At 49.0% G+C, this 25941-nt stretch carries 18 protein-coding genes, 3 tRNA genes, 3 rRNA genes and 1 riboswitch; of the genes, 18 read left to right on the forward strand and 6 right to left on the reverse strand.

From position 1 onward, the window contains the following. Nucleotides 1-15: 15 nt before the first annotated feature. Nucleotides 16-1230: an argininosuccinate synthase gene (locus tag K9N75_RS00560; RefSeq protein WP_004094246.1), complete on the forward strand. Its 1215-nt coding sequence runs from the start codon at nucleotides 16-18 to the stop codon at nucleotides 1228-1230. A 156-nt stretch (nucleotides 1231-1386) separates the two neighbouring features. Next, entirely contained in the window at nucleotides 1387-2760 is a 1374-nt protein-coding gene (gene argH, locus K9N75_RS00565; protein WP_008815807.1) for an argininosuccinate lyase, read from the forward strand. A 61-nt stretch (nucleotides 2761-2821) separates the two neighbouring features. On the opposite strand, the gene K9N75_RS00570 is transcribed toward argH, so the two are convergent. After that, entirely contained in the window at nucleotides 2822-4270 is a 1449-nt protein-coding gene (locus K9N75_RS00570; protein WP_008815808.1) for a dihydrolipoyl dehydrogenase, read from the reverse strand. An 89-nt stretch (nucleotides 4271-4359) separates the two neighbouring features. Next, nucleotides 4360-5094 carry a glutathione peroxidase gene (locus K9N75_RS00575; RefSeq protein ID WP_224452122.1) on the reverse strand — a complete coding sequence of 245 codons (735 nt, stop codon included), beginning with the start codon at nucleotides 5092-5094 and terminating at the stop codon, nucleotides 4360-4362. Between the two features lie 151 nt (nucleotides 5095-5245). Here K9N75_RS00575 and oxyR point away from each other — a divergent pair, with 151 nt between their 5' ends. After that, nucleotides 5246-6172, forward strand: coding sequence for a DNA-binding transcriptional regulator OxyR (oxyR, locus tag K9N75_RS00580; RefSeq protein WP_008815809.1), 927 nt, complete (start codon nucleotides 5246-5248; stop codon nucleotides 6170-6172). Here oxyR and sthA read toward each other — a convergent pair. Beyond that, nucleotides 6155-7555: a Si-specific NAD(P)(+) transhydrogenase gene (gene sthA / locus K9N75_RS00585; RefSeq protein WP_008815810.1), complete on the reverse strand. Its 1401-nt coding sequence runs from the start codon at nucleotides 7553-7555 to the stop codon at nucleotides 6155-6157. The genes oxyR and sthA overlap by 18 nt on opposite strands. A gap of 243 nt (nucleotides 7556-7798) precedes the next feature. Here sthA and fabR point away from each other — a divergent pair, with 243 nt between their 5' ends. Beyond that, nucleotides 7799-8467: an HTH-type transcriptional repressor FabR gene (gene fabR, locus K9N75_RS00590; RefSeq protein ID WP_008815811.1), complete on the forward strand. Its 669-nt coding sequence runs from the start codon at nucleotides 7799-7801 to the stop codon at nucleotides 8465-8467. 21 nt (nucleotides 8468-8488) lie between these two features. Continuing rightward, nucleotides 8489-8878: a YijD family membrane protein gene (locus K9N75_RS00595; protein WP_008815812.1), complete on the forward strand. Its 390-nt coding sequence runs from the start codon at nucleotides 8489-8491 to the stop codon at nucleotides 8876-8878. A gap of 93 nt (nucleotides 8879-8971) precedes the next feature. Here the strand turns inward: K9N75_RS00595 and trmA are convergent, their stop codons facing one another. After that, nucleotides 8972-10075 carry a tRNA (uridine(54)-C5)-methyltransferase TrmA gene (trmA, locus tag K9N75_RS00600; RefSeq protein ID WP_004094266.1) on the reverse strand — a complete coding sequence of 368 codons (1104 nt, stop codon included), beginning with the start codon at nucleotides 10073-10075 and terminating at the stop codon, nucleotides 8972-8974. 120 nt (nucleotides 10076-10195) lie between these two features. Further along, nucleotides 10196-10390: riboswitch (cobalamin riboswitch) on the forward strand. 64 nt (nucleotides 10391-10454) lie between these two features. On the opposite strand from trmA, the gene btuB reads away from it, so the two are divergent. The 8 genes from btuB to K9N75_RS00640 all read left to right on the forward strand — a co-directional run bounded on the left by btuB (nucleotide 10455) and on the right by K9N75_RS00640 (nucleotide 19021). Further along, complete coding sequence (gene btuB, locus K9N75_RS00605) at nucleotides 10455-12359, forward strand: TonB-dependent vitamin B12 receptor BtuB (RefSeq protein WP_008815814.1); 1905 nt, start codon at nucleotides 10455-10457, stop codon at nucleotides 12357-12359. Continuing rightward, nucleotides 12304-13164: a glutamate racemase gene (gene murI, locus K9N75_RS00610; protein WP_224452123.1), complete on the forward strand. Its 861-nt coding sequence runs from the start codon at nucleotides 12304-12306 to the stop codon at nucleotides 13162-13164. Before btuB ends, murI begins: the two co-directional genes overlap by 56 nt. A 425-nt stretch (nucleotides 13165-13589) precedes the next feature. Next, a 16S ribosomal RNA gene (locus K9N75_RS00615) occupies nucleotides 13590-15132 on the forward strand. Nucleotides 15133-15270: 138 nt separating this feature from the next. Continuing rightward, a tRNA-Glu gene (locus K9N75_RS00620) sits at nucleotides 15271-15346 on the forward strand. 249 nt (nucleotides 15347-15595) lie between these two features. Continuing rightward, nucleotides 15596-18504, forward strand: a 23S ribosomal RNA gene (locus tag K9N75_RS00625). Nucleotides 18505-18618: 114 nt separating this feature from the next. Next, a 5S ribosomal RNA gene (gene rrf / locus K9N75_RS00630) occupies nucleotides 18619-18734 on the forward strand. The 16S, 23S and 5S rRNA genes sit together here with 3 tRNA genes alongside, the layout of an rRNA operon. An 87-nt stretch (nucleotides 18735-18821) precedes the next feature. Next, a tRNA-Asp gene (locus tag K9N75_RS00635) sits at nucleotides 18822-18898 on the forward strand. 47 nt (nucleotides 18899-18945) lie between these two features. After that, a tRNA-Trp gene (locus tag K9N75_RS00640) sits at nucleotides 18946-19021 on the forward strand. A gap of 192 nt (nucleotides 19022-19213) precedes the next feature. Here K9N75_RS00640 and hdfR read toward each other — a convergent pair. After that, nucleotides 19214-20041, reverse strand: a complete 828-nt coding sequence (hdfR, locus tag K9N75_RS00645) for an HTH-type transcriptional regulator HdfR (protein ID WP_114444519.1) — start codon at nucleotides 20039-20041, stop codon at nucleotides 19214-19216. Nucleotides 20042-20163: 122 nt separating this feature from the next. Here hdfR and K9N75_RS00650 point away from each other — a divergent pair, with 122 nt between their 5' ends. Further along, nucleotides 20164-20502: a MaoP family protein gene (locus tag K9N75_RS00650; RefSeq protein ID WP_004089230.1), complete on the forward strand. Its 339-nt coding sequence runs from the start codon at nucleotides 20164-20166 to the stop codon at nucleotides 20500-20502. Between the two features lie 26 nt (nucleotides 20503-20528). On the opposite strand, the gene K9N75_RS00655 is transcribed toward K9N75_RS00650, so the two are convergent. Beyond that, entirely contained in the window at nucleotides 20529-22055 is a 1527-nt protein-coding gene (locus K9N75_RS00655) for a YifB family Mg chelatase-like AAA ATPase (protein ID WP_039189866.1), read from the reverse strand. A 358-nt stretch (nucleotides 22056-22413) separates the two neighbouring features. On the opposite strand from K9N75_RS00655, the gene K9N75_RS00660 reads away from it, so the two are divergent. The 4 genes from K9N75_RS00660 to ilvM all read left to right on the forward strand — a co-directional run bounded on the left by K9N75_RS00660 (nucleotide 22414) and on the right by ilvM (nucleotide 25934). Next, nucleotides 22414-23643 (forward strand): MFS transporter, encoded by a 1230-nt coding sequence (locus K9N75_RS00660; protein ID WP_035502120.1) that lies wholly within the window; start codon nucleotides 22414-22416, stop codon nucleotides 23641-23643. A gap of 133 nt (nucleotides 23644-23776) precedes the next feature. Next, nucleotides 23777-23875: an ilv operon leader peptide gene (gene ilvL, locus K9N75_RS00665; RefSeq protein ID WP_071778685.1), complete on the forward strand. Its 99-nt coding sequence runs from the start codon at nucleotides 23777-23779 to the stop codon at nucleotides 23873-23875. A 140-nt stretch (nucleotides 23876-24015) separates the two neighbouring features. After that, a complete protein-coding gene (ilvG, locus tag K9N75_RS00670; protein WP_224452124.1) occupies nucleotides 24016-25662 on the forward strand; it encodes an acetolactate synthase 2 catalytic subunit in 1647 nt (548 codons plus the stop codon). Continuing rightward, nucleotides 25659-25934, forward strand: coding sequence for an acetolactate synthase 2 small subunit (gene ilvM / locus K9N75_RS00675; RefSeq protein WP_004089239.1), 276 nt, complete (start codon nucleotides 25659-25661; stop codon nucleotides 25932-25934). Before ilvG ends, ilvM begins: the two co-directional genes overlap by 4 nt. Nucleotides 25935-25941: the final 7 nt, after the last annotated feature.

Here is a 25941-nt window from a genome sequence, read left to right on the forward strand (position 1 = left end):
ATAAAGGAAAAGACTATGGCAACGCAAGGCATCAGTAAAATCGTTCTGGCTTACTCTGGCGGCTTAGATACTTCGGCAATCATTCCTTGGCTGAAAGAAAACTACGGTGACTGTGAAGTTATCGCATTCGTGGCTGATATTGGCCAAGAGCGTGAAGATTTGGTTGGCGTTGAAGAGAAAGCCCTGCGCTCTGGCGCTTCATCCTGCTACATCGCTGATTTGCGTGAAGAATTCATCAAAGATTATGTTTACCCAGTGCTGAAAACCGGTGCGTTGTATGAAGGCACTTACCTATTGGGTACATCAATGGCGCGTCCACTGATTGCCAAGGCTCAGGTAGAGCTGGCTCTCAAACTGGGTGCAGATGCGCTGTGTCACGGCGCGACGGGTAAAGGTAACGATCAGGTGCGTTTCGAAACGACCTACACCGCATTAGCACCGCAGCTTAAAGTGGTTGCTCCTTGGCGTGAGTGGGATCTACGTTCTCGCGAAGCTCTGCTCGATTATTTAAAAGTGCGTGATATCCCAACGACTGCATCGCTGGAGAAAATCTACAGTCGTGACGCTAACGCGTGGCATATTTCTACTGAAGGTGGTGTGTTGGAAAGCCCGTGGAATGCCGCCAACCAAGATTGCTGGGTATGGACAAATTCACCAGAAGATGCGCCAAATGAGTCTGAATTAGTGACGGTTGGCGTAGAAAAAGGCGAAGTTGTTTCCGTTAATGGTAAGAAGATGAGTCCGTTTGCCTGTTTAGAGGCGCTTAATGTTCTCGGTGCGAAGCATGGTGTTGGCCGTATCGATATTGTAGAGAACCGTCTGGTCGGGATTAAATCTCGTGGCTGCTATGAAACTCCGGGGGGCACGATCATGATGGCGGCTCTACGCGGCGTAGAACAGCTAGTTCTGGATCGCGACAGCTTTAAATGGCGTGAACAATTGGGGCAAGAGATGTCCTACGTGGTTTACGATGGTCGCTGGTTTGCACCGTTGCGTGAGTCAATTCAGGCAGCCGCTGATTCTATCGCTAAAGATGTGAATGGCGAAGTGGTGATTAAGTTGTATAAAGGGCAAGCGACGGCGATTCAGAAAAAATCGGGCAACAGCTTGTATAACGAAGAGTTCGCGACCTTTGGCGAAGATGATGTGTATGACCACAGCCACGCTGGTGGCTTCATTCGTTTATTCTCGTTGTCCTCACGTATCCGTGCGCTGAACGAGAAAAAATAAGTAGGCTATCTTACTTGCGCCATGTTGGGTCGGGCTTCCTTACCCAACAAGGCTGCGACAATAACGCCTATTTACAGTAATACTTTTATTTTGGACGCTTAAATTTTTTGCGGGAATTAAACTTCCGCAAGGTTATTAATCATAACGGAGCATCACATGGCACTATGGGGCGGGCGGTTCAGTCAGGCGGCAGACCAGCGGTTTAAGCAATTCAATGACTCACTGCGGTTTGATTACCGATTGGCTGAGCAGGATATTACCGGCTCAGTGGCATGGTCAAAGGCTCTGGTCACCGTCAATGTATTAACGGTGGAAGAACAGCAGAAGTTGGAAGATGCATTAGGGATTTTACTTGAGGAAGTTCAAGCGGATCCAGAAGCCATTTTAGCCAGCGACGCCGAAGATATTCATAGCTGGGTCGAAACCCAACTGATCAATAAAGTGGGCGATTTAGGTAAAAAATTGCACACTGGCCGCAGCCGTAACGATCAGGTCGCGACGGACTTGAAGCTGTGGTGTAAAAATGAAATTGGTGAGTTATTACAGGCTGTGCAGCAATTGCAGCAGGCGCTGATAGTCACGGCGGAAGCCAATCAGGACGCAGTGATGCCGGGTTACACCCATCTTCAACGTGCACAACCGGTGACCTTTGCTCACTGGTGTTTAGCCTATGCCGAAATGCTGGCGCGTGATGAAAGCCGTTTGCACGATACGCTGAAACGTTTGGATGTTAGCCCGTTAGGGTGTGGGGCTTTGGCGGGTACCGCTTATCCTATCGATCGCGAGCAATTGGCCGGGTGGTTAGGTTTTTCAAGCGCCACGCGCAACAGTTTAGATAGCGTTTCCGATCGCGATCATGTGTTGGAATTGCTCTCTGACGCGTCTATCGGCATGGTTCATCTGTCACGCTTTGCAGAAGATTTGATCTTCTTTAACAGCGGTGAAGCCAATTTTGTTGAATTGTCAGATCGCGTGACGTCAGGTTCGTCTCTCATGCCACAGAAGAAAAACCCCGATGCGCTGGAGCTTATCCGTGGCAAATGTGGCCGCGTGCAGGGCGCGTTGACCGGTATGATGATGACGTTGAAAGGCCTGCCCTTGGCTTACAACAAAGATATGCAAGAAGACAAAGAAGGTCTGTTTGATGCTCTGGATACGTGGATGGACTGTCTGCATATGGCGGCTTTAGTCTTGGACGGGATTCAGGTTAAACGCCCTCGTTGTCAGGAAGCGGCTGAGCAAGGCTATGCAAACGCCACCGAACTGGCGGATTATCTCGTGGCGAAAGGTGTTCCTTTCCGCGAGGCTCATCATATTGTGGGCGAAGCGGTAGTCGGTGCTATCAAACAGGGCAAAGCTTTGGAGGCATTAAGCCTTAGCGAGCTGCAAAAATTCAGCAGTGTGATTGGTGACGACGTTTATCCTATTCTGTCGCTGCAATCTTGCTTAGATAAGCGAAGTGCCAAAGGGGGCGTATCTCCACATCAGGTGGCTCAGGCCATTGCCGACGCAAAACAGCGTTTGCTATAACGCCTTTAGCACCATAGAAAAAAACCGGGCAATGCCCGGTTTTAATACAAATGCAGCGAGGTTATTCGCCCGGACAGCGCATGCAACGCTCTGTTTCGGTATCTCCAATACGCAATTTACTTTGTAAATCACGCAGCGCGGTACGCAGGCCTTCTTCAATCACGGGATGGTAGAACGGCATATCAAGCATTTGATCAATGGTCATACCTTGCTGATGCGCCCATGCCAGCAGATGTGCAATGTGCTCAACTTCAGGTCCCATCATTTCAGCGCCGAGGAACTTGCCAGTGCCTTGTTCGCCATAAACGTGCAATAGACCTTTGTTGCGTAGCATTACGCGAGAACGCCCCTGATTTTCAAAGGACACCTCTCCCACTTCGAAGCAGCCGCAGGCGCCATATTTTTGGCTTAGCTCGCGGTAGGTTGAACCTACCATCGCAATCTGCGGATCAGAGAAAACGACAGAAATGGAGCTCCGGCGTAAGCCGGGCTTAATTTCTGGATAGCTTCCTGCGTTATCTCCAGCAATACGAGCCTGATCGCTGGCTTCATGCAACAGTGGTAGCTGGTTACTGGCATCACCGGCGATAAAGATATGCGGCACGCTGGTTTGCATTGTTAATCTATCGGCCACCGGAACACCGCGAGCGTCGAGCTCCAGAGAGGTGTTTTCAATTGCCAGATTATCTACGTTTGGACGGCGCCCGGTCGCGGCTAGTACGTAGTCGACCATGATTTCTTGCGGTTTGCCGTCTAAATCCTGATAGCGGATAAATACGCGATCGCCTTCGCGCTGCATGATTTCTACTTTCACATCAGGATCAAGATAGAACTCTTCGCCCAGGGCACGACGGGCGTAGTCACGTACGTCACTATCGGTTAACGGCCCTACTGCGCCGCCAACGCCAAATACTTTTACTTGCACGCCTAAACGATGGAGCGCTTGTCCCAACTCCAAACCGATAACGCCGGGGCCAAATACGGCTACGGATTCAGGCAGGTCATTCCAGTTAAAGACGTCATCGTTAATGATGAGCCGATCGCCTAGTTCATTCCACGGCGCCGGCCATGTTGGGCGGGAACCTGTGGCTATCACGATGCGTTTTGCGACGATGCGTGTGTGATCGTCAACCTGCAAAGTATTGTCATCAATAAAACGGGCATAGCCGAGAATTTTGTCGCTGTCAGGAATACTGATGACGCCTTCCATCACAAAACCCACGAAGCGGTCGCGTTCACGCTTAACGCGGGCCATCACTTCGCGGCCATCAATCTTGATTTCGCCTTGCGGATGAACCCCAAAGCCAGGAGCCCGTTCAATTTGATGCACGGCTTCGGCTGCAGCGATCAATAATTTTGAAGGCATACAACCCACGCGCGCACAGGTTGTACCGAATGGGCCACCTTCGATCATAACTACGCTTGGCGTTGAGAGTTTGGCTGCGCGATAGGCACCTAAGCCAGCAGTTCCGCCGCCGATAACGGCCACGTCAACATTGAGTTCTTTCATCAAGCTATCTCCTGAAACCGGAAAAAAGGCGGGACGAGCCCGCCAAAGTGTTGGCTTTCTTTTTTTATAATAACGACTACTGCAGGTTATTAGGCTTGTTGCAGGTAGACCTCTAAGTCATCACTGCCGCCGATATGTTGCCCACCAATGTAAACTTGTGGAACAGTAGCGCGACCCGTTACAGCGCGCAGGCTAACGGTCGTTGCATCTTTACCCAGCACGATTTCTTCGTATTGAATACCGCGGTCTTGCAGGATTTGTTTCGCTTTGGCGCAGTATGGGCAACCTGGTTTGGTGAACAGGGAAACAGACGCCTGTACTTTGAAATCGGGAGCCAGATACTTCAGCATGGTATCGGCATCAGAAACTTCAAATGGGTCGCCTGGTTTGTTTGGTTCAACAAACATTTTTTCTACCACGCCGTTGCGAACTAGCATGGAGTAACGCCATGAGCGTGGGCCGAAACCAAGGTCAGCTTTTTCAACCAACATGTTCATGCCCTTGGTGAATTCGCCATTACCGTCTGGAACGAAAGTAATGTGCTCGGCTTTTTGATCGGCCTTCCAAGCATTCATTACGAAGGTATCGTTCACAGAAACACACAGAATGCTGTCGACGCCTTTTTCATGGAAAATTGGAGCCAGCTCGTTATAGCGTGGTAGGTGGCTAGATGAGCAGGTCGGAGTGAATGCGCCTGGCAGAGAAAATACGATAACGGTTTTGTCTTTGAACAGGTCATCGGTAGTGACGTCAATCCACTGGTCGCCCTGACGGGTGTGGAAAGTTACCTGCGGAATTTTCTTACCTTCTTGGCTAGTAAACATGGATTAACCCTTTAATTATTAGATTAAAAATCACTGGTGTTGGCATATCGCCGTTCGTTGATGGACATTATTCACTCTTAGGCTTGATAGTTCTAATCGTTCATTGCTATCTTATTTATCGCCATGAGCTATCATGGTTCGGAGGATAAAAATGAATATTCGAGATTTGGAATACTTAGTGGCGCTGTCTGAACACCGCCATTTTCGCCGTGCGGCGGATTCATGCCATGTCAGCCAGCCCACGTTGAGTGGTCAGATTCGTAAGCTGGAAGATGAACTGGGCGTGATGCTTCTGGAACGAACAAGCCGTAAGGTGTTGTTCACTCAGGCAGGCTTATTGCTGGTTGATCAAGCGCGTACGGTGCTGCGGGAAGTGAAAGTTCTTAAAGAAATGGCTAGCCAGCAGGGAGAAGCGATGTCCGGCCCTCTGCATATTGGCTTGATCCCGACCGTCGCACCGTATTTGCTGCCACAGATTATTCCCACACTGCACCAAACGTTCCCGAAGCTGGAGATGTATCTGCATGAAGCGCAGACCCAGCAACTGCTGGCGCAACTGGACAGCGGTAAACTGGACTGTGCAATTTTGGCATTAGTGAAAGAGACAGAAGCTTTTATCGAAGTCCCATTGTTCGATGAGCCAATGAAACTCGCGGTGTATAACGGACATCCTCTGGCAAGCAAAGACAAAATTGCTATGTCCGAACTGTCTGGTGAACATCTGTTGATGCTGGAAGATGGGCACTGCTTACGCGATCAGGCGATGGGTTTTTGTTTCCAAGCTGGGGCGGATGAAGATACGCATTTCCGTGCAACCAGTCTGGAGACATTACGCAATATGGTGGCGGCAGGAAGCGGTATTACTTTGCTGCCAGCATTGGCGGTTCCGCCAGAGCGTGAACGTGATGGTATTTGCTATCTGCAATGTTACAAACCAGAGCCAAAACGTACTATTGCGCTAGTTTATCGTCCGGGGTCTCCGCTGCGAGCGCGTTACGAGCAGCTCGCGGAAGTGATCCGCGAGCATATGCAAGGCGTGATGAAACAGCAGTGCAGTGTTCTAGAACAGGCGGTTTAACCCATTAAGTGCCGCGACGCGATAGGCTTCAGCCATGGTTGGATAGTTGAAGGTAGTATTCACGAAATACTCAATGGTATTACCTTCTCCTTTTTGTTCCATGATTGCCTGACCGATATGGATGATCTCGGCGGCACGCTCGCCAAAACAGTGGATCCCCAAGATCTGTTTAGTTTCTCGGTGGAACAAGATTTTTAGACTTCCCACGCTCATGCCGGCAATTTGCGCGCGAGCCAGATGCTTAAACTGCGCACGGCCAACCTCATACGGCACTTTCATTGCTGTGAGTTCCTGTTCAGTTTTGCCCACTGAGCTGATTTCAGGAATGGTATAAATCCCTGTTGGGATATCTTCTACCAGATGTACGTTGGCTTCGCCTTGCATAATGGCCTGAGCCGCGATACGTCCCTGATCGTATGCCGCAGAAGCTAAACTTGGGTAGCCAATAACATCGCCGACGGCATAGATATGCGAGATTGCCGTTTGGTACATGCTGTTGACTTTCAGAAGGCCGCGCCCATCCGCCTCAAGCCCCACATTTTCCAGCTTCAATGCGTCGGTGTTCCCGGTACGCCCGTTGGCATACAGCAGGCAATCCGCTTTGACTTTTTTACCGGACTTGAGATGCATGATGACGCCGTCTTCTACGCCCTCAATTTGCTCAAATTCTTCGTTGTGGCGAATAACGACGCCATTGTTCCAGAAATGGTAAGAGAGTGCGTCTGACATTTCTTGATCGAGGAATGCCAGTAAACGGTCGCGTGTGTTGACGAGATCGACTTTTACGCTCAAACCACGGAAGATCGAGGCATATTCGCAGCCAATTACCCCAGCTCCGTAAATAATGATGTGCTGTGGTTCATGGTTAAGTTGCAGAATGGAATCGCTATCGTAAATTCGTGGATGTTTGAAATCGACACCTGATGGATGATACGGACGTGAACCACAGGCAATGATGATATTTTTTGCACTTAGGGTGTCACGAGTTCCATCGGGATAGCTGACGCTGATGGTATTGGCGTCAATAAACTCAGCGTCACCAGAAAACAACTGGCAATGGTTGCGCTCGTAAAAACCCTGACGCATCCGAGTTTGCTGATTAATCACGCTATCGGCATGGCGCAAAATATCGGGGAAAGTAGATTTAAGAATTCGGGAGTTGTCGCTGTAAAGAGGATTCTGGTTAAATTCGATAATGCGGCTAACTGCGTGGCGAAGTGCTTTTGATGGGATAGTGCCCCAGTGGGTACATCCGCCGCCGACGCTAAAATGCCGTTCTATTACGGCAACCCGCGCGCCTTGTTTTACCAGCCCCATGGCGGCGCCTTCACCACCGGGACCTGAGCCAATGACTATGGCATCAAAAGAATAGTGCTGTTGCATGTAGGGTAGGCCTTTCTTATACAAAAATACAACGTTACCTTAACATAATAACAAGGTATCCCCAATCACCCCTATGCTTTTCGTGGCAATTCCCCTCCTATTTTTGTCATCCTAGCTATACAGTTCACAAGGTCATAGAGGTATGGTTGGGGTAAAGTTTGATATAGTGGCGTTTAACCACCGTATCAAAATCTTAAAAAACCTACGGTGGAAGAAGAAACTTACATTTAACCGGATATTAATATGGGCGTCAGAGCGCAACAAAAAGAACGAACTCGTCGTTCACTGATAGAGGCCGCTTTTAATCAGCTTAGCGCTGAGCGGAGCTTTGCGAGTTTGAGCCTGCGTGAAGTATCTCGGGAGGCCGGTATTGCGCCTACTTCCTTCTATCGCCATTTTCGCGATGTGGATGAGTTAGGATTAACGATGGTGGATGAAAGCGGGTTGATGCTGCGTCAGCTAATGCGTCAGGCTCGTCAGCGTATCGCCAAAGGGGGCAGCGTTATCCGCACTTCGGTGGCGACTTTTATGGAATTCATCGGCAATAACCCGAATGCTTTTCGGCTGTTATTGCGGGAACGTTCCGGCACCTCGGCTGCGTTTCGTGCTGCAGTTCAGCGTGAAGTTCAGCATTTTATTGCGGAACTTGCAGACTATCTTGAAATCGAAAATCACATGCCGCGTAGCTTTACCGAAGCTCAGGCCGAGGCAATGGTGACCATCGTATTTAGTGCGGGTGCCGAAGCGTTAGATATTGATATGGAACACCGTCGTTTGTTGGAAGAACGTTTAGTGTTGCAATTGCGGATGATTTCCAAGGGCGCTTATTATTGGTACCGCCGTGAGCAAGAAAAAGCACATATAGCGCATTTACATGAAAATGTCGGGCAGCAGGCTCAGCCTCAGGAATAAATTTAAAGCATAGGGTTGGTCATGATCAAAAGTCGTTTGGATGTGGGAACATTAGTTCTGTCTTTGGTTGCTGGGCTTTCTATCAGCGGTTCCTTTGCCGCATTATTTAGCTCTGTCGTGCCGTTTTCGGTGTTTCCGCTGTTAGCGCTGGTTTTATCTGTTTATTGCCTGCATCAGCGCTATCTGAACTGCTCAATGCCTGAAGGCATGCCGGTTCTCTCTTCTTCATGTTTTTTGCTTGGCCTACTGATGTATAGCGCCATTGTGCGTGTAGAGTATCCAGAAATCGGCTCCAACTTTATGCCAACTATCCTGTGTATTGTTTTGGTCTTTTGGATTGCCTATCGCATCAAGGCATTCAAGAAAAATGCCGAGCCGGATAGTGACAAAGACTTCCACGATCCTGAGTGACATCCGCGTAATAGCCGCAGATGATTTATAGATGACTTATATAAGAAAGGCAGCCGTTTGGCTGCCTTTTTGCATTCAATGATGGGCCTGAAATTAACGACGCTTTTCCAGCAATACGCCACATTCCATATGATGGGTGTATGGGAACTGATCGAACAACGCTAAGCGTTTTACCTGATGGGTTTCGTGCAGCGTTTCCAAATTGGCACTCAGCGTTTCAGGGTTGCAGGAGATATACAGAATGCGCGGATAGGCCTGCACCATACGTAATGTATCGTCATCTAAGCCGCTGCGCGGTGGATCAACAAAAATGGTTTCACACTGGTAGCTTTTTAGGTCAATGCCCTCCAAGCGTTTAAATTCGCGCACACCGTTCATTGCCTGAGTAAAGTCTTCAGCCGCCATGCGAATGATCTGTACGTTATCAATGTGGTTGGCGGAAATATTAAACTGTGCAGCCGCGACAGAAGGCTTAGCAATTTCGGTGGCTAATACGCGGTTAAAATTACGCGCCAGTGCAAGAGAGAAGTTGCCGTTACCACAGTACAGTTCCAGCAGATCGCCCTTAGAATCCTTCGTGACGTCTAGTGCCCATTCGAGCATTTTGATGTTCACCGCGGCATTAGGCTGAGTAAAGCTATTTTCTACCTGACGATAGACCATGTCGCGACCGGCAACCGGCAGGCACTCATCGACATAATCCTGATCTAAACAGATTTTGGTTTTGGTCGCTCGGCCAATCAGCTGTATGTCAAAACCTTGAGTCCGCAGGCGATCGCGTAGCGCTTCGGCCTGTGCTTTCCATTCCTCATCCAGCTTGCGGTGATAAAGAAGAGAAACCACGACTTTATTGTTCATCGTCGACAGATAGTCGATCTGGAACAGTTTAAAGCGCAAAACCTGATTTGGACGCAGTTCATCCATCATGACGGTCATCAAACGGTTGATCAGTTCACTTGCTGCTGGGAACTGATCAACACGAATTCGCTGCTTCGTCTGCTGATCGAACATGATGTGGTAAAGATCGGACTCATCATGCCATACGCGAAACTCGGCGCGCATACGGTAATGGCTGGCCGGTGAGCGAAATGCCTCGATCTCAGGCGCCGCAAACGGGGTCATCATGTTGGCCAGTCGGGTGATCTTCTCCGTGAGTTGGGCATCATATTGATCGGTTGGCAGCGTATTCGGGGTCATGGCATTTCTCACTAGCGTAATAATAGAGGGGCGATTGTAGGCGATGGAATAATGATGTCCAGCTCTGTGACTTATTCTATCTCGTCATCATAGAAGTCTAGACATCTGAATAGGTTTTCACTTAGCATGGCGGCCCGGTCTCCAGTGGAGAGTGAAAAGGGAATCCGGTTTGAATCCGGAGCTGACGCGCAGCGGTATGGGGAAGTCACGGCGATATTTTGACACTGTCATTGCAGATGGGAAGTCATCGCCCGGTGCGTATTGGAAGATACGCAAATCCTAAGCCCGAAGACCTGCCGGAATACGTCGCTTCACGTGGTTTTCGCGAATTAACGCCACGGCTCGCGGCATCCTGCCAATTAAGTTTGGATGCTTTTGCATGACTATAAAAAAAAATGCGCTGATGGCAGCTTTGTCTGTCACCGCTTTCTCCGGTTGGGCGCAAGATACTTCTGACACACGTTCTGATTCATCTGCAAATAGTAATGATGATGTAGTCGTAACCGCCTCACGCTTTGCTCAACCGGTATCAACCGTGTTGGCACCGACGGATATTGTCACCCGAGACGATATCGACCGTTGGCAGGCTAAAACACTAAACGATGTTATGCGCCGCTTACCCGGTGTGGATATCGTGCAGAATGGCGGGATGGGGCAGAGTTCAACAATGTATATCCGTGGCACCAGTGCGAGTCAGGTCTTAGTGCTGGTGGATGGTATTCCTGTTGCGCGCCCAGGGATTTCAAATACTGCTGATTTCAACCAAATCCCAATTTCTTTGGTTCAACGAGTTGAGTATATAAGAGGGCCTCGCTCGGCGGTGTATGGTTCTGGTGCTATGGGTGGCGTAATCAACGTGATTACACAAACAGACAAAGAAGGCGCGCAGATCAATGCTGGTGTGGGGTCCAAAGGGTTCCAGCAGTACGACGGCAGTGTTCGTCAGAAAGTGAGTGATAATACTAAAGTCACTTTGGCTGGTTCTTATGAAAGCACCAAGGGTTTTAATGTGCAGCCGGGCTCAACCTATGCGCCAGATCGTGACGATGACGGCTACCGTAACAAAACCTTCTGGGGAGGCGTAGACCACCAATTTAGCAACGAGCTTTCTGGTTTTGCCCGTGGTTACGGGTACACCAATAACAGTGATTATGACTTAGGTAGCCCGCCATTCACGCCAGCCTATAGTGCTAATGAAGGTCAAACCTACAACCATACCTATGATGCCGGACTACGCTTTTTGTCGGGTGCATATTCTTCTCAACTGACAGGTAGTTATCAGAAGGTTAAAGATTACAATTACAGCAGTGAATATGGTCGCTACCATGATGGTTCCACCCTTGACGATATGGATCAGCGTAATATCCAGTGGGGTAATACCTATAGTCTCGAACACGGGCAAATCAGTGCTGGCGTGGATTGGCAGCAGCAGCGTCTCACGTCTTCTGACACGAGTAAGTCTGATATCTACAAACGCGACAACACGGGGCTATACCTCAGCGGTCAGCAAAAGCTAGGGGACGTCACGGTGGAAGCCTCCGGGCGTGAAGATAAAGATGAACAGTTTGGCTGGCATGGTACATGGCAAACCGCGGCCGGTTGGGAGTTCACGCCAGGTTATAGAACTACCCTATCTTATGGCACCGGATTCTTGGCTCCATCCCTTGGGCAGCAGTTTGGATCAACACGTTTTAACATTGATTCCAATCCAAATCTGAAACCAGAAGCCTCCAAGCAATGGGAAGCTGGGCTCGAAGGGTTAACGGGGCCGCTTGACTGGCGGTTATCGGCGTATCATTACAAAATAGAGAATCTGATTACTTACTATAGTGCGCCTAATGCCAATGCAGGCAGCTATGACAATATCGATTCTGCAACCATTAAAGGTGTGGAGTGGACAGGAAGTATCGATACCGGCATTTTTACCCATCAGGTAACCTTGCAGTACATGGATCCACGCAATGACAAAACGGATGAGGTATTAGCGCGTCGCGCGAAGCGACAGGCAAAATATCAGCTCGATTGGACGATGTTTAACGTTGATATGGACGTTTCATACCAATATTATGGGCGCCGTTATGACAATAACACTTCGAAGTACAACACCACACAGCAGGTGTTGCCAAGTTACAGCACAGTTGATATTTCTGCTTCCTATCCGGTTACGTCTCATCTCACAGTTCGTGGTAGAATCGCCAACCTGTTAGATAAAGATTATGAAACGGCTTATGGCTACCAAACCGCAGGTAGAGAATATTATCTCACCGGTAGTTACACCTTCTAATGATGTAGCGACTGCCAAACCTACTGCGCTAGTTTTCGATTCCGGCGTGGGTGGGTTATCTGTATATCAGGAGATCCGCAGTTTGCTGCCGGATCTCCATTACATCTATGCATTCGACAATCAGGGATTCCCCTATGGGGAAAAAGATGAGGCGTTCATTATCGAGCGTGTCGTCAAAACCGTTGCCGAAGTGCAAAAGCGCCATCCTCTCTCTATTGTCATCATCGCGTGCAACACGGCGAGTACTATTACGCTTCCCGCATTGCGTGAGCGTTTTAGCTTTCCGATTGTGGGTGTGGTGCCAGCGATTAAACCCGCAGCGAAGTTAACACGTAATGGCGTTGTCGGACTCTTGGCAACCAAGGCGACGGTGCAGCGTTCATACACTCACGATCTCATCGCCCGCTTTGCGACAGACTGTGATATCAAAATGCTTGGCTCTTCTGAGCTGGTGGTACTCGCTGAAGCGAAGTTACATGGTGAAGTGATTGATCATGCCGTATTGAAGAAAATTCTACGCCCATGGCTGTCAATGGCAGAGCCGCCAGACACTGTAGTTTTAGGATGCACACATTTTCCTTTACTGCGCGAGGAGTTGGCTGCGGTACTGCCCGATGGAACACGGTTGGTCGATTCTGGTGTCGCTATTGCTCGCCGAGTTGCTTGGCTGATTGCAAACCAAGAAAATACATTGAGTACAGAAGATGATGTGGCATATGCCACGAAAACGAATAGCGATACTGAGGCACTTTTGCCCGTATTGCACCGTATGGGCTTCTCAGAGCTACGAGAATTGAGTATTTAGTCTCCAAATTTACGGTTTCTGATGAAAACTTGCGCGGTTGAAAAGTTTTTTGTAATTAGGGGTTGTCAGCCGTTCAGAAGTCCCTATAATGCGCCACCACTGACCGGGAACAACGACGCAAACGTCGCTCGGTGAGGAAGAGAAAAGCGTCGCTAACTAGCGAAATTCTGAAAAGAAAAAGGCTTGACTCTTCAGGAGGAAAGCGTAATATGCACCTCCCGAGTTGCTGGAACGAATGTTCGCAACTCACTGCTCTTTAACAATTTATCAGACAATCTGTGTGGGCACTCACAAGACAATATCTAACGTCCTCGGACGATAAAATATTAAAGTCTTGAAGAGTGACCAAGCAGTAATTCATTTTTGAATTATTACGAAAGTTAATTTTCGAGCATCGCTTCACGTGTTGAAGCACATCAAGCTTTTAATTGAAGAGTTTGATCATGGCTCAGATTGAACGCTGGCGGCAGGCCTAACACATGCAAGTCGAGCGGTAGCACAAGAGAGCTTGCTCTCTGGGTGACGAGCGGCGGACGGGTGAGTAATGTCTGGGAAACTGCCTGATGGAGGGGGATAACTACTGGAAACGGTAGCTAATACCGCATGACGTCTTCGGACCAAAGTGGGGGACCTTCGGGCCTCACGCCATCAGATGTGCCCAGATGGGATTAGCTAGTAGGTGGGGTAATGGCTCACCTAGGCGACGATCTCTAGCTGGTCTGAGAGGATGACCAGCCACACTGGAACTGAGACACGGTCCAGACTCCTACGGGAGGCAGCAGTGGGGAATATTGCACAATGGGCGCAAGCCTGATGCAGCCATGCCGCGTGTATGAAGAAGGCCTTCGGGTTGTAAAGTACTTTCAGCGAGGAGGAAGGCATTAAGGTTAATAACCTTGGTGATTGACGTTACTCGCAGAAGAAGCACCGGCTAACTCCGTGCCAGCAGCCGCGGTAATACGGAGGGTGCAAGCGTTAATCGGAATTACTGGGCGTAAAGCGCACGCAGGCGGTTTGTTAAGTCAGATGTGAAATCCCCGAGCTTAACTTGGGAACTGCATTTGAAACTGGCAAGCTAGAGTCTTGTAGAGGGGGGTAGAATTCCAGGTGTAGCGGTGAAATGCGTAGAGATCTGGAGGAATACCGGTGGCGAAGGCGGCCCCCTGGACAAAGACTGACGCTCAGGTGCGAAAGCGTGGGGAGCAAACAGGATTAGATACCCTGGTAGTCCACGCTGTAAACGATGTCGACTTGGAGGTTGTGCCCTTGAGGCGTGGCTTCCGGAGCTAACGCGTTAAGTCGACCGCCTGGGGAGTACGGCCGCAAGGTTAAAACTCAAATGAATTGACGGGGGCCCGCACAAGCGGTGGAGCATGTGGTTTAATTCGATGCAACGCGAAGAACCTTACCTACTCTTGACATCCAGAGAATTTGCTAGAGATAGCTTAGTGCCTTCGGGAACTCTGAGACAGGTGCTGCATGGCTGTCGTCAGCTCGTGTTGTGAAATGTTGGGTTAAGTCCCGCAACGAGCGCAACCCTTATCCTTTGTTGCCAGCGAGTAATGTCGGGAACTCAAAGGAGACTGCCGGTGATAAACCGGAGGAAGGTGGGGATGACGTCAAGTCATCATGGCCCTTACGAGTAGGGCTACACACGTGCTACAATGGCATATACAAAGAGAAGCGAACTCGCGAGAGCAAGCGGACCTCATAAAGTATGTCGTAGTCCGGATTGGAGTCTGCAACTCGACTCCATGAAGTCGGAATCGCTAGTAATCGTAGATCAGAATGCTACGGTGAATACGTTCCCGGGCCTTGTACACACCGCCCGTCACACCATGGGAGTGGGTTGCAAAAGAAGTAGGTAGCTTAACCTTCGGGAGGGCGCTTACCACTTTGTGATTCATGACTGGGGTGAAGTCGTAACAAGGTAACCGTAGGGGAACCTGCGGTTGGATCACCTCCTTACCTAAAGATAGCGTTAAGTGCAGTGTCCACACAGATTGTCTGATGAAATTAATGAGCAAGAGCACCTGTTGATGTTGTGAGTTTTAAGACTCATGCTGATACGAAACGAGAAAGTGTAAGCTTTGTCGGTATTTTCGTGTCCCCATCGTCTAGAGGCCTAGGACACTGCCCTTTCACGGCTGTAACAGGGGTTCGAATCCCCTTGGGGACGCCATTCCGATAATGAGTGAAAGACATTATCACCTGAATATCTTAAAGATGACTTGATTAAGTCGTGTTTAAGATATTGCTCTTTAACAATCTGGAACAAGCTGAAATTTGAAAGCTTAAGCCGCTGTGAGAATGACTTCGGTCAAACACTGACACAGCGAGCATTAAGCAGTCTCTCAATTTTTTGCAATCTTGAATGTTGTCTTGAACCGGTTCGTAACCGCGTTCACCAAGAGACACCTTCGGGTTGTGAGGTTAAGTGACTAAGCGTACACGGTGGATGCCTAGGCAGTCAGAGGCGATGAAGGACGTGCTAATCTGCGATAAGCGTCGGTAAGCTGATATGAAGCGTTATAACCGACGATTTCCGAATGGGGAAACCCAGTGCAATTCGTTGCACTATCGTTAAGTGAATACATAGCTTAACGAAGCGAACCAGGGGAACTGAAACATCTAAGTACCCTGAGGAAAAGAAATCAACCGAGATTCCCCTAGTAGCGGCGAGCGAACGGGGAGCAGCCCAGAACCTTAATCAGCGTATGTGTCAGAGGAACGGTCTGGAAAGTCCGGCGATACAGGGTGATAGCCCCGTACTTGAAAATGCATATGCTGTGAGTTCGATGAGTAGGGCGGGACACGTGACATCCTGTCTGAATATGGGGGGACCATCCTCCAAGGCTAAATACTCCTGACTGACCGATAGTGAACCAGTACCGTGAGGGAAAGGCGAAAAGAACCCCGGCGAGGGGAGTGAAATAGAACCTGAAACCGTGTACGTACAAGCAGTGGGAGCCTCTTTTATGGGGTGACTGCGTACCTTTTGTATAATGGGTCAGCGACTTATATTTTGTAGCAAGGTTAACCGAATAGGGGAGCCGTAGGGAAACCGAGTCTTAACTGGGCGTCAAGTTGCAAGGTATAGACCCGAAACCCGGTGATCTAGCCATGGGCAGGTTGAAGGTTGGGTAACACTAACTGGAGGACCGAACCGACTAATGTTGAAAAATTAGCGGATGACTTGTGGCTGGGGGTGAAAGGCCAATCAAACCGGGAGATAGCTGGTTCTCCCCGAAAGCTATTTAGGTAGCGCCTCGTGAACTCATCTTCGGGGGTAGAGCACTGTTTCGACTAGGGGGTCATCCCGACTTACCAACTCGATGCAAACTACGAATACCGAAGAATGTTATCACGGGAGACACACGGCGGGTGCTAACGTCCGTCGTGAAGAGGGAAACAACCCAGACCGCCAGCTAAGGTCCCAAAGTCATAGTTAAGTGGGAAACGATGTGGGAAGGCATAGACAGCCAGGATGTTGGCTTAGAAGCAGCCATCATTTAAAGAAAGCGTAATAGCTCACTGGTCGAGTCGGCCTGCGCGGAAGATGTAACGGGGCTAAACTATGCACCGAAGCTGCGGCAGCGACACTTAGGTGTTGTTGGGTAGGGGAGCGTTCTGTAAGCCTGTGAAGGTGGCCTGTGAGGGTTGCTGGAGGTATCAGAAGTGCGAATGCTGACATAAGTAACGATAAAGCGGGTGAAAAACCCGCTCGCCGGAAGACCAAGGGTTCCTGTCCAACGTTAATCGGGGCAGGGTGAGTCGACCCCTAAGGCGAGGCCGAAAGGCGTAGTCGATGGGAAACAGGTTAATATTCCTGTACTCGGTGTTACTGCGAAGGGGGGACGGAGAAGGCTAGGCTATCCGGGCGACGGTTGTCCCGGTTTAAGCGTGTAGGGGGTGTGACTTGGTAAATCCGGTCGCATATCAACCCTGAGGCGTGATGACGAGTCACTACGGTGATGAAGTAGTTGATGCCAAGCTTCCAGGAAAAGCCTCTAAGCTCTAGGTAACATTGAATCGTACCCCAAACCGACACAGGTGGTCAGGTAGAGAATACCAAGGCGCTTGAGAGAACTCGGGTGAAGGAACTAGGCAAAATGGTGCCGTAACTTCGGGAGAAGGCACGCTGGCGCGTAGGTGAAGTCCCTTGCGGATGGAGCTGAAGCCAGTCGAAGATACCAGCTGGCTGCAACTGTTTAATAAAAACACAGCACTGTGCAAACACGAAAGTGGACGTATACGGTGTGACGCCTGCCCGGTGCTGGAAGGTTAATTGATGGGGTCAGCCGCAAGGCGAAGCTCTTGATCGAAGCCCCAGTAAACGGCGGCCGTAACTATAACGGTCCTAAGGTAGCGAAATTCCTTGTCGGGTAAGTTCCGACCTGCACGAATGGCGTAATGATGGCCAGGCTGTCTCCACCCGAGACTCAGTGAAATTGAACTCGCTGTGAAGATGCAGTGTACCCGCGGCAAGACGGAAAGACCCCGTGAACCTTTACTATAGCTTGACACTGAACATTGAGCCTTGATGTGTAGGATAGGTGGGAGGCTTTGAAGTGTGGACGCCAGTCTGCATGGAGCCAACCTTGAAATACCACCCTTTAATGTTTGATGTTCTAACTCCGGTCCCTAATCGGGATTGAGGACAGTGTCTGGTGGGTAGTTTGACTGGGGCGGTCTCCTCCTAAAGAGTAACGGAGGAGCACGAAGGTTAGCTAATCACGGTCGGACATCGTGAGGTTAGTGCAATGGCATAAGCTAGCTTGACTGCGAGAGTGACGGCTCGAGCAGGTACGAAAGTAGGTCATAGTGATCCGGTGGTTCTGAATGGAAGGGCCATCGCTCAACGGATAAAAGGTACTCCGGGGATAACAGGCTGATACCGCCCAAGAGTTCATATCGACGGCGGTGTTTGGCACCTCGATGTCGGCTCATCACATCCTGGGGCTGAAGTAGGTCCCAAGGGTATGGCTGTTCGCCATTTAAAGTGGTACGCGAGCTGGGTTTAGAACGTCGTGAGACAGTTCGGTCCCTATCTGCCGTGGGCGTTGGAAGATTGAGAGGGGCTGCTCCTAGTACGAGAGGACCGGAGTGGACGCATCACTGGTGTTCGGGTTGTCATGCCAATGGCATTGCCCGGTAGCTAAATGCGGAAAAGATAAGCGCTGAAAGCATCTAAGCGCGAAACTTGCCTCGAGATGAGTCTTCCCTGAGACCTTGAGTCTCCTAAAGGAACGTTTAAGACTAAGACGTTGATAGGCTGGGTGTGTAAGCGTAGCGATACGTTGAGCTAACCAGTACTAATGATCCGTGAGGCTTAACCTTACAACACCGAAGGTGTTTTGGTTGAGAGACTAAGACAAAGAGTAAGCTTGTTCAAAGATTGGATTAACTGGCTGGGTATAGCGATATACGTAGCGGGTTGATTAACAGAATTTGTCTGGCGGCAACAGCGCGGTGGTCCCACCTGACCCCATGCCGAACTCAGAAGTGAAACGCCGTAGCGCCGATGGTAGTGTGGGGTCTCCCCATGCGAGAGTAGGGAACTGCCAGGCATCAAATTAGTTCCTTTTCCCCTGACAAGGAAAATAACAGGAACACACTGGTATCAGACAATTTCTGATATGAGAGAAAGAATCGGTGGAGCGGTAGTTCAGTTGGTTAGAATACCTGCCTGTCACGCAGGGGGTCGCGGGTTCGAGCCCCGTCCGTTCCGCCACTTATTTAAATTATCATCGCATAGCGGGATAATAGTTAGCGTTCTTTAGGGGCGTAGCTCAGTTGGTAGAGCACCGGTCTCCAAAACCGGGTGTCGCGAGTTCGAGTCTCTCCGCCCCTGCCATATAATTAGCCTTCCGCTTGCGGAAGGCTTTTTTGCTTTTGAAATCTGGCAACATACATCACTCTACTTTTTAGACGTTTTTCTCCGATTTTCGTGGAATAGAGTCTCTGTTCCTGAACTGTTGGGACGCTTCTTATACATCTCTGTACATTTACGCCCAACAATAGACCTAATAACATTCGATTATAAGCATTAAGACTTTTGGTAGAATGCCGCCAACGATTGTGTTAGGAACTTTATCTCTTCCTTTCTATCGCTGTTATGTAGCCAAACGGCATAAATTGGTCGCATAAGAGCCTCCTGTGACTCATCAATGTAAAAGCCACTTTGCCCCCAGTTGGCAGGGAAAAATGCTCTCCCTCCGGTCTGACTCATTATTTGGCTAGCAATTGAGATTGAGCTCGTTGTCAAAATAGGTGGTTTATTGCTGCTAACAAGTTGCTCATCAAAACGTGAGAAGTCAGCTCCCCATTCCAAGCGAATATAAGGCAGATTTTTCGCTTCGCTGCCTTCAGCAGTGGCAAGTAGTTGTAATGAAAACTCACCGACTTTTTCTGTCGACAGCTCCTCCATTTTGGGGATTTCTGTTGTGATCAATAGATCTAGATGGCGTTCATGCAATTGTCGGACGTGTGTGTGTCGTTGCCCTATGCGAGTCTCAAGTAAAATCTCTGGTTTCTGGCGATAAACCCCAGTTAGCCATGAGATCAATAATGCCTCCCACATCATTGCTGGTGCACCGATAGAAAGTTCTTTATGTTGGCGACTTTTGAGAACGTCTTTTTTTGCCAGTAACCATGTTTCCATCAGCTTTTCTGCGTAGGGTACTAATCGTTCACCAGCCTCAGTGAGTTGGATATTGTTGCGATGACGAGTAAACAGATCGGCACCAACCTGTGTTTCTAATTGCCGTATACGAAAGCTAACCGCTGATTGTGTTAGATAAAGCGATTCTGCGGCTTTGCCAAAGTGCCTCGTTCTGCTGACTTCCAAGAAGGTTTTTAATAATTCGCTATCCACTGTCTCTCCCACAAAAATATTAATCATGATGATTTAAATGTTTTGTTTTACACGTTGTCAAGCCTAACTAATACTCCGCGCCATAAGTAGTACAGCAATAAGAAAATTTAGGAGCGTGTCAGATGGCGGAAAGCTTCAGCACAAATCATCGTTTTTTTGACAATAAACATTATCCACGTGGTTTTTCACGCCACGGTGACTTCACAATTAAAGAAGCTCAGGTTCTTGAGCGTTTCGGTTATGCATTTAACGAGTTGGATTTAGGAACTCGCGAACCGCAAACGGAAGAAGAAGAACTGTTCGTTGCGGTATGCCGTGGCGAGCGCCAGCCTGCAACAGAAGCTGAGAAGATTTGGTCTAAGTACATAGCACGAATCCGTCGTCCTAAGCGTTTCCATACTCTATCTGGTGGGAAACCACAGATGGATACGGTTGAAGAATATACCGATAGTGATGACTAAAAACTCGGGGCTTAAGGCCCCGTTTTTTATTGTAGCGCTTGATGTAAATGTTGAATTAGTCGATCCATCGAGCGATAGCTCAGTGCTTCTGCAATATGCGAGCGGTTTATGTTTTCACATTGTGCGAGATCGGCAATAGAGCGAGCAACTTTAAGTATGCGATGCCAAGCTCTTACCGATAGTCCCATCTTCTCTAGCGCCTGTTCTAAAAATGCGGCGTCTGGCTGAGATAGGCCACAAACCCTGTCCATTTCCTTTCCTGCTAGGTGGGCATTAAGTTTCCCAGAACGTTTATATTGAACCTCACGTGCTAGACATACCCGCTGTCTGACCATCTCGCTGCTTTCCCCTGTAGTTTTTTGAATGCTTAGTACTCCTGCAGGTAGTAATGGAACCTCAATAGAGAGATCAAACCGATCTAAAAAAGGTCCCGATAGACGAGATAAATATTTCAATATTTGTTGTGGCGGTGTTCGAGCATGAATGCCTTTGTAGTGCCCAGTGGGACTAGGGTTCATTGCTGCAACTAATTGCACCCTTGCTGGAAACGTAACTTTAGCTAGAGCCCTTGAAATGCAAGCTTCCCCTGATTCTAGTGGTTCACGCAGCGCATCAAGAACACGACGTTCAAACTCAGGCAGTTCATCTAAGAATAAAACACCATTATGTGCGAGAGATATCTCTCCTGGCCTAGGCAAAGAGCCACCGCCGATGAGCGCAGCCATTGAGGCGCTGTGATGCGGGGTTCTGAATGGCCGCTGATAGCAAGATTGCCCAGTAGTCGATTGATGCACCAAGCTAGCCACTGCAGCGCTCTCAAGTGCCTCTTCTTTCGTGAGTGGGGGCAATATGCTATTCAGCCGACTGGCTAGCATGGTTTTCCCCGTCCCCGGAGGCCCTAACAACAGCAGGTTATGTCCTCCGGTTGCGGCAATTTCTAACGCTCTACGGGCTTGCTCCTGCCCAATGATATCTCGCATGTCTTTGTTGTTTGAGGGGATCGCGGATAGTTGCGTTCCTCTTGGCGTGAGGAGTTTTAAATCGCCACTCAGGAAATCACATACTTGGAGCAGATTATCAGCAATGAGGTGTGGTTGTTGTTCTCCAAGGAGGCCTAACTCTTCCTCATTCTCAGCAGGACCAATTAACTTCCGTTGATCTCGTTGAGCAGCCATAGCTGCAGGAATTGCGCCCTGAATGCGTCGTAGGGCGCCTGAGAGGCCTAATTCACCTAACAGCTCCAATCCTTCCACTGACGTCGCGCTCAGCTGCTCAGAGGCAATTAAAATCGCAATAGCAATGGGCAGATCGTAGCGTCCTCCTTCTTTGGGCAAGTCAGCTGGAGCCAGATTGACCGTTATACGTTTGGCCGGAAAAGTAAAACCGCAGTTGATGATGGCGCTTCTAACACGGTCTTTGGCTTCTTTCACGGTGGCTTCGGGTAGGCCTACCAGCGTAAAACCAGGCAATCCTGTGCTGATATGTGCTTCAACGCTGACGGCTGGAGCTTGGACACCGATTGCCGCACGGGTATTAATCATCGCTACTGACATAGTCACCTTCGAGCATAGCCACCTCCTTGTTTAGCGACATCATGCGACTAAAGATTTAAACCGCCAGTCTGAGCTATGTGTTTTGAGTACTTGATTCCACCCTTTTGATGCATATGCCAAGCTTTCCATTTGAATCTGCGAGCCAGACTCTGTGGTGGCAATAAAACTTAACATTTAACATACAATATTTAACAAAGATAGCGTGCTAATTGTTTTGGCCCTGTAGCTAAGAGGGTTATATTTAACATTAGTAATACAAAAAGACATTCTGCATAACAAACCACAATTAACAGGCTGTGCAGTTGTCTCCTATAAAAACGCTAAAAAGCGCCTCATACTCTACGGTAGGGAATTCACTATGTTTGGTTGGTCAAGCCAGCAACGTAACGTTGCTATTGCGAGCTTTCTAAGCTGGACGCTCGACGCATTTGATTTTTTTATCCTCGTATTCTTACTTAGCGATATTGCAGCGGCTTTTCACGTCGGTATGGAACAGGTAACGCTAGCGATTTTATTGACGCTCGCAGTACGTCCTATTGGCGCCTTGCTGTTTGGGCGCGCGGCGGAGAAGTATGGCCGCCGGCCAATATTGATGGTGAATATCCTGTTTTTTTCAATCTTTGAGCTGCTTTCCGCCGCTGCTCCCTCTCTCACCACTTTCCTCGTACTCAGAGTGCTCTATGGCGTTGCGATGGGTGGTATCTGGGGGGTTGCATCATCTCTGGCTATGGAAACTATTCCAGACCGTTCACGCGGTCTAATGTCAGGCATATTTCAGGCCGGTTATCCGTTTGGCTATTTGCTGGCAGCGGTGGTATATGGCTCGTTGTTTGAGCTTGTCGGTTGGAGAGGCATGTTTGTCATTGGCGCGATACCGATAGTGTTATTACCGTTTATTTATTTCAAAGTCCCCGAGTCTCCCGTTTGGTTGGCAGCGCGTGAGCGCAAAGAAAGCACTGCGTTATTACCTGTTTTGAAGAGCCACTGGAAGCTTTGTATCTATCTTGTTTTGCTGATGGCGGCGTTCAATTTCTTCAGTCATGGCACGCAGGATATGTATCCTGCATTTTTGAAAATTCAGCATGGTTTCGATCCTAAAACCGTCAGTATCATTGCTATTAGCTACAATATTGCGTCAATTATCGGCGGTGTATTCTTTGGCGTTCTATCAGAAAAAATCGGGCGTAAAAAGGCCATTATTATTGCAGCAGCGCTGGCTTTACCTGTGATTCCTCTGTGGGCATTCTCCGGTGGTTCGCTCATGCTTGGTATTGGCGCTTTCCTAATGCAATTCATGGTTCAGGGGGCTTGGGGCGTTATCCCAACCTATCTGAATGAGCTGGTTCCCGCGAATACGCGTGCTGTATTACCTGGTTTCGTGTATCAGTTGGGGAATCTGATTGCTTCGGTAAACGCAACGCTTCAAGCCACCATTGCTGAAAGTCACGGTCAGAACTACGGCTTGGCGATGGCCATTATTGCCGGTAGCGTTGCGGTGGCCATTATTGTGCTTATTTCCTTTGGCCGAGATACACAAGGCGCATCGTTGGGAAGAAAAATTTCTTCAGAGGAAACCACAATAAAATGATGTTAAATCATATTATTGGGTGTGATTTGAGCCGTTTTTGTTTAATGGTTACGCAAAAAAATTATTGTCAGACAGCAAAGAACTGTGATAACTCTTTAAGCATTAGCTCAGAAGGCAACAGAAAAAACTATTTATGAAAACTCTCGTCCAAGTACTCAGCCTCGTCGTGATTAGTGTGGTGGTGATTATTATCCCACCGTGCGGGGCAGCACTTGGACGAAGAAAGGCTTAAAAATCAAGTCTGAATCAAACGAGAACCCCCGCACCGAAAGGTCCGGGGGTTTTTTTTCGCAATGAGAAAGTGGCGGGGAACAGAAAATGACTGACAGAATAAAATCCTGTTGTCCCAGTAAAAGGGCGGGGAATTAAACTATGAATGGCGCACAGTGGGTAGTACAAGCGTTGCGAGCACAGGGTGTTGATAAAGTTTTCGGCTATCCAGGTGGCGCAATCATGCCGGTATACGATGCATTGTATGACGGTGGTGTGGAACACCTACTGTGTCGGCACGAGCAAGGCGCTGTCATTGCAGCTATTGGCTATGCCCGTTCAACGGGAAAACCTGGCGTATGTATTGCGACTTCCGGCCCAGGCGCAACGAATTTGATCACTGGGCTGGCTGATGCCATGTTGGATTCAGTTCCCATCGTTGCGATCACTGGGCAGGTAGGTTCAGCTCTGATTGGCACCGATGCATTTCAAGAGATCGATGTTCTGGGATTGTCTCTGGCCTGTACCAAACACAGTTTTCTGGTGGAATCGCTGGAAGCGCTGCCAAGTATTATGGCTGAGGCCTTTGCAGTAGCAACCAGTGGCCGCCCTGGACCGGTGTTAATTGATATTCCAAAAGATATTCAGTTGGCTGAAGGTGAATTGGCTGCGCATCTGTCTGCGGTGTCAGAAGCGATGGCGCCTTGCCAAGAGGAATTACAACAGGCGCGTGAGCTGTTGGCTAAGGCGAGAAAGCCAATGCTGTACGTTGGAGGTGGTGTGGGGATGGCTCAGGCCGTTCCCGCTTTACGAGATTTTGTTAATGCAACCGGCGTTCCAGCAGTAGTGACGCTGAAAGGTTTAGGGGCTCCAGACGCTAACCATCCATGTTATTTAGGCATGTTAGGGATGCACGGCACGAAGGCGGCTAATCTTGCAGTACAGCAATGTGATTTACTGATTGCCGTTGGTGCACGTTTTGACGATCGCGTTACTGGGAAACTGAATGCGTTTGCTCCCCACGCTAAAGTGATTCATATGGATATCGACCCTGCCGAAATGAGTAAGCTACGTCAGGCTCACGTGGAATTGTGCGGTGATTTAAACCGAATGTTGCCAGCGCTGAGTCAGCCATTGAGTATCGGTGAATGGCAATATGACGTTATCAGCCTGAAAGCTGAGCATCCGTGGCGTTACGATCATCCGGGACAGGCAATTTATGCACCGTTGTTTTTGAAACAGTTATCTGACCGCAAGCCCGCTGAAGCGGTGGTGACAACCGACGTTGGTCAGCATCAAATGTGGACTGCGCAACATATGCAGTTTGCTCGCCCAGAAAATTTTATTACCTCAAGCGGCTTAGGCACGATGGGCTTTGGTATTCCTGCTGCGGTTGGCGCACAGATGGCTCGTCCTGATGATATGGTGATTTGTGTATCCGGCGACGGCTCATTCATGATGAATGTGCAGGAGCTGGGTACTATCAAACGTAAAAATCTGCCAGTGAAAATCATTTTGTTGGATAACCAACGTTTGGGCATGGTTCGCCAATGGCAGCAACTCTTTTTTGATGGTCGCTACAGCGAAACCAATCTGTCAGATAACCCCGATTTCATCATGTTGGCCAGCGCGTTTGGAATTTCTGGTCAGACTATCACCCGTAAAGAGCAAGTCGACGCGGCACTGGATACGCTGTTAAACAGCGAGGGACCTTACCTGCTCCATGTCTCCATCGACGAATTAGAGAATGTCTGGCCTTTAGTTCCGCCGGGCGCAGGCAATGAATCTATGATGGAGAAAATATCATGATGCAGTTAACATCTTCGCAACATCAATTGGCTATTCAGGCACGATTCCGCCCAGAAGTTTTAGAGCGTGTGCTGCGCGTTATTCGTCACCGTGGTTTTCAGGTTTGTGCTATGAATATGGCTCAGACGCTGGATTCAGACAGTGTGAGCATCGAACTGACGGTGTCGAGCCAACGGCCAATCAACCTGCTGTCATCGCAGCTGAATAAATTGATGGATGTTGCCAGCGTTGAGATCCAGCCTCAGACCGCACGTCAACAGGCTGTTTGTTAACCGATTA

It is taken from the genome of Hafnia paralvei, assembly GCF_020150375.1.
Lineage (GTDB): Bacteria > Pseudomonadota > Gammaproteobacteria > Enterobacterales > Enterobacteriaceae > Hafnia > Hafnia paralvei.

Coding starts and splice junctions, on each gene's coding strand:
- K9N75_RS00560 (WP_004094246.1), top strand. CDS start 16: ATGGCAACGCAAGGCATCAGTAAAATCGTTCTGGCTTACTCTGGCGGC.
- argH (WP_008815807.1), top strand. CDS start 1,387: ATGGCACTATGGGGCGGGCGGTTCAGTCAGGCGGCAGACCAGCGGTTT.
- K9N75_RS00570 (WP_008815808.1), bottom strand. CDS start 4,270: ATGAAAGAACTCAATGTTGACGTGGCCGTTATCGGCGGCGGAACTGCT.
- K9N75_RS00575 (WP_224452122.1), bottom strand. CDS start 5,094: ATGTTTACTAGCCAAGAAGGTAAGAAAATTCCGCAGGTAACTTTCCAC.
- oxyR (WP_008815809.1), top strand. CDS start 5,246: ATGAATATTCGAGATTTGGAATACTTAGTGGCGCTGTCTGAACACCGC.
- sthA (WP_008815810.1), bottom strand. CDS start 7,555: ATGCAACAGCACTATTCTTTTGATGCCATAGTCATTGGCTCAGGTCCC.
- fabR (WP_008815811.1), top strand. CDS start 7,799: ATGGGCGTCAGAGCGCAACAAAAAGAACGAACTCGTCGTTCACTGATA.
- K9N75_RS00595 (WP_008815812.1), top strand. CDS start 8,489: ATGATCAAAAGTCGTTTGGATGTGGGAACATTAGTTCTGTCTTTGGTT.
- trmA (WP_004094266.1), bottom strand. CDS start 10,075: ATGACCCCGAATACGCTGCCAACCGATCAATATGATGCCCAACTCACG.
- btuB (WP_008815814.1), top strand. CDS start 10,455: ATGACTATAAAAAAAAATGCGCTGATGGCAGCTTTGTCTGTCACCGCT.
- murI (WP_224452123.1), top strand. CDS start 12,304: ATGGCTACCAAACCGCAGGTAGAGAATATTATCTCACCGGTAGTTACA.
- K9N75_RS00650 (WP_004089230.1), top strand. CDS start 20,164: ATGGCGGAAAGCTTCAGCACAAATCATCGTTTTTTTGACAATAAACAT.
- K9N75_RS00655 (WP_039189866.1), bottom strand. CDS start 22,055: ATGTCAGTAGCGATGATTAATACCCGTGCGGCAATCGGTGTCCAAGCT.
- K9N75_RS00660 (WP_035502120.1), top strand. CDS start 22,414: ATGTTTGGTTGGTCAAGCCAGCAACGTAACGTTGCTATTGCGAGCTTT.
- ilvL (WP_071778685.1), top strand. CDS start 23,777: ATGAAAACTCTCGTCCAAGTACTCAGCCTCGTCGTGATTAGTGTGGTG.
- ilvG (WP_224452124.1), top strand. CDS start 24,016: ATGAATGGCGCACAGTGGGTAGTACAAGCGTTGCGAGCACAGGGTGTT.
- ilvM (WP_004089239.1), top strand. CDS start 25,659: ATGATGCAGTTAACATCTTCGCAACATCAATTGGCTATTCAGGCACGA.